The following is a 4,031-nucleotide window of genomic DNA, read 5'->3' as shown; positions in this document are numbered from 1 at the left end:
ACTTTATTTTTTTCAGCAAGTTTTATCCAGTTAAACTTTTGTTTATTTTTCTTTCTGCTTAATGTTAATTTTTCGAGTTTAACATGTGTATCTGTGAACTGGATTTTATCAGTATCTACATAAAAACTAGGCTTAGACTTTCTTTTACTTTTAAATTTAGGAAAAATTTATTTAATCCTGTTTTGTTATAGTTAATTCCACTTCCGATATCTGTTATAATTTCGCGTATCTTTTGATTTCAAACCTAAAAAATGATTAAGTTGTTCTTGAGAATAATACCTTGTTCCACCTTTTGTTACATGATTTGGTTTTAAAGTTCCATTTTTATCCCAATTTCTAAGAGTTTGAACTGTTTTTCCTATTTTATCTGCAAATTCTCCTATTGAGTAATATTTCATTTATTTATCACCTCGATAGTATTATCTGCATGATATATAAAAATATACTATGATTTTATATATTTTTATATATTTATATTAACTGTTATATTCCTCCTAAATTTATCATAAAACAATTGTATGTATAATAGTACAATAACATAAAACATTTAACAATATATATAATTTTTTATCATAATTATGTAAAAAATATAACCTATAAATTTATACATTTTTATTAATTTGTTAAAAATTTCTAATTTTATATTATTTTCAACTCGGAATTTTATATTCAAAATAAATCCTCTATATTATCTCAAATTCAACATTATAACCCTATCCTCAAACATATCAGAAACATCAACAGCATCATAACGATACCCTTCATTTATAATATTTCTAACCTGTCTCTCGCCCACATTACAAGTTGCCGCAATATTTTTAGTAGAAACCCCCAAATTATACAGCCTCAGTATCTCCATATTTCTAAAAATCCTCTCCAGATAAGAAGTCCCACGTATATATACATACTCATTGCCGAAAATATTATTCATATATACAAAAAATACCCAAGGTATACTGCTGAGAGCTTCGTTTTTCGTCTTTTTCAAATAACTTTTTAAAAAACAACAAAAACATGTAATATCTCCTTCAACACTCCATCGAAATTCTATATTCATACTATTTGTGTTCGCCATAAAGATACGCCTCCATTCACAACAATCATAGACAAAAAACAAACACATCAAGCTCTCCACCTGGACAAGCACTACACCATATGAATTCATATATAACTTTATAATTGTAAAACTTTTTATAAATTTTCTATTTGATATGATAATAAAACATTTTCAGAAAAATTACAACGTTTTTCGTTTCCCATATTTTTTCATTTATTTAGCTTTTTTTCAAAAACACATGAAATATATGTTTATTTATATACATAGATGTAAAAAATAGTACTTATCTACCGTCAAATATTGTAATTAAAAAACAAAAAAGATAGAAATTCCCCTAAAAAAATTTTGAGATCTTTCTATCTTTTCCTACAATCCCATTTATATTTATTAAAAATCCATTATCAGCTGAGCAACCTCTTTCTGGTCAATATCACTGACCTCTCCGCTATCTATCTTATAAACCCTATCGCACATAGTAAGCACACTCGGTCTATGAGTCGTAACAATACAAGTCCTAGCATAACCCATATTCATGATATTTCTAAGAACCTCTCTCTCAGTAAGCACATCTAAAGCCGAAGTAGCCTCATCCAACAGCAAAATAGGTGACTTTCTAAGAAGAGCCCTCGCGATAGACAGTCTCTGAGCCTGTCCCTCAGAAAAACCTCCACCTCTCTCGCCGACTTTAGAATTTATCCCATCAGGCAATCTATCCACAAAATCATATGCACAAGCAGCCTTCAAAGCCTCGACTATCTCATCATCAGTAGCATCAGGCTTGACCATCCTCATATTATCAGCTATAGTCCCTGAGAAAATAGTATTTCCCTGTGGCACATATGCGAAAAATCTCCTTGTGGCGGCTGATATATTACAGCTAATACCATTTATATCCTTTATAAGTGCCTTACCTGACTTAGCCTTAATAAGCCCAAGGAAAATCCTCACCATAGTAGTCTTGCCTTCTCCTGAAGGTCCCACAAGAGCAACAATCTCTCCCGGAGATGCCTTGACATTTGCGTCCTTAAATACAACCTTAGTATCGTCATAACTAAACGCAACATCGTCTAGCTCTATCGTAAGTCCTCTACCCTTAGTATTATCATCGATTAATCTAACCTTCTCATCATCTAACTTTTCTTCCTTTGGTAAGTCGAAAAACTCCATAATTCTACCTGCACAAGTAGTAGCTGATATAGCAGATGGAATCAAACCTGCTAGTGACTTAAATGATCCAGATAAAATATTTGCTACCATCATAAGCATAGTCACACTACCCATTTTGTCAAATCCTATCTTCCATAGATAATTATAAACTACCCACACCAAACAACTTGAAGAAGTAATAAATCCCATCACTGACATAAAAGAAGAAGTATACACAGAAAACTTATTATACTCTAAAAATACAGCTCTATAATTTTCCTGAACAGCCTTTAATCTATCACTAAAAAGTCCAATTAAATCAAAAGACTTTATAGATTGTATATTTTGAAAAGACTCCTCATTAAATGACATAACTTCACTCGAAACCTTTCTCATTTTCTTGTTGTAATTTCTCATATTTTTCATAAGAGTCCTAGACAAAACAATCATCACAGGCGCACTCAAAAGAGCTATAATAGCCATCACAGGATCCATATACAATAACACCGTCAAAGCAACTAAAAACTGCACAGAAGACGTTATAAGCGTAGGAACCCATCCCAATATACTAGACGACACAGTATTGACATCGCTATTCAATCTATTCAATAAATCCCCACTGTGAAACTCCTGCATTGATATCCAATCAGTAACCAGTATATTATCAAAAACCTCTGACTGAATCTCATTATTGACCTTAATACTGATCCTAGCTGAAATCATAGAAGTCTTTGCTTTTATAAAAATAGTAACTATTGATAAAGCACCCATAAGAACTGCCCATATCAACACATATTTTCCCTGTTGCGCATTAATAGAGTCCATTACCATTTTAGATAAATAACTCGAACCAACTCCCATAATAGATGTTAATACTCCTAAAAATATGTAAAATCCTATCTGATATTTATATTTCACAGCATACTGATACATCCATTTTGTCTCCATGTACATCTCCTGCAGCATGCCTTCTTTTATTTTAGTTATTACCTTTTTTATAAGCTCCATCTCATCCCCCCGTATTTTGTAAAATCAAAAATTTCATCACACCGGCTCAATTGCATAATTAACAATACCTTCATAAGCACATTCTTATTATAACCTAATATTTTAAAATTTATACAAATTTATATAAAATAAATTCCACAAAAAAACGGGTACTCAGCATACCCGCATTTTCTATATAATCTCTGCATCTCTCAAAATCTGCAAAAACTCGTCCAAATCAGCCTTAGCGACGTCTCTCTCAACCTCATATTCCTCCAAAATAAAGCTCAAAAGCTCGTCCTCATCTTCAGCCTTTTCATAATTATCCCATATAAATCTACCCAATTCATTAACAGAAATCAATCCATTAAAATGAGCAGCTGTCTCTCCAGTCGGTATCAAAACAGTTTCTCCAACTATCTCTCTCAACATAAATTCCTTCTTAAACTTCATATTACCTCCATCTAGCTAAATATCCGTCTCCCTTTATTACGACAAAATATCCACTAATTTTTACTATTGTAAGTTTTTACCATCATTATCTCTCCACCTTCAGAAGCAAAGTGAGATGGGTAAACAGTTTGGCTCTTACCAGCCTTTAAATCCTCTACCTTAGCAGTATAAGTGATTCCACCTACATAATATCCATCGTCTGATTTGTATTTGTAGAAAATACGCACACAAGGGATATCCTTGCCTGATTTATTAGTAACTTTTATACCATTATTTTCCACTTTAGTACAGCTCACAGCTGATGATTTTTCTAGTTTATCAGCATATGCAACGGTTGTTTTTCCATAAGTGACGCCTTTGCTACTGCTGAATGTAGTTTTATTTTTTT

4 protein-coding genes and 1 pseudogene are annotated in these 4,031 nt (G+C 32.0%); all 5 read right to left on the bottom strand.

What is annotated here, in order from left to right:
• Nucleotides 1-166: 166 nt before the first annotated feature.
• Nucleotides 167-398: pseudogene (locus SPD90_RS04780) on the bottom strand (MerR family transcriptional regulator); the annotation flags it as partial.
• Between the two features lie 290 nt (nucleotides 399-688).
• Nucleotides 689-1,075, bottom strand: a complete 387-nt coding sequence (locus tag SPD90_RS04775; protein ID WP_320924470.1) for a helix-turn-helix domain-containing protein — start codon at nucleotides 1,073-1,075, stop codon at nucleotides 689-691.
• Between the two features lie 369 nt (nucleotides 1,076-1,444).
• Entirely contained in the window at nucleotides 1,445-3,211 is a 1,767-nt protein-coding gene (locus tag SPD90_RS04770) for an ABC transporter ATP-binding protein (protein WP_320924469.1), read from the bottom strand.
• A 171-nt stretch (nucleotides 3,212-3,382) separates the two neighbouring features.
• The gene (locus SPD90_RS04765) at nucleotides 3,383-3,643 is read right to left on the bottom strand and encodes a PqqD family protein (protein WP_320924468.1); all 261 of its coding nucleotides are present in this window, start codon (nucleotides 3,641-3,643) and stop codon (nucleotides 3,383-3,385) included.
• A gap of 53 nt (nucleotides 3,644-3,696) precedes the next feature.
• Nucleotides 3,697-4,031: hypothetical protein (locus SPD90_RS04760; protein WP_320924467.1), on the bottom strand; the 335-nt coding region annotated here is incomplete at its 5' end.

Source organism: Intestinibacter sp. (genome assembly GCF_034113885.1).
In the GTDB taxonomy this organism is placed as follows: Bacteria; Bacillota; Clostridia; order Peptostreptococcales; family Peptostreptococcaceae; genus Intestinibacter.
The sequence above is the reverse complement of the archived record's forward strand: the minus strand, read 5'-3'. Positions and strand labels throughout refer to the sequence as shown.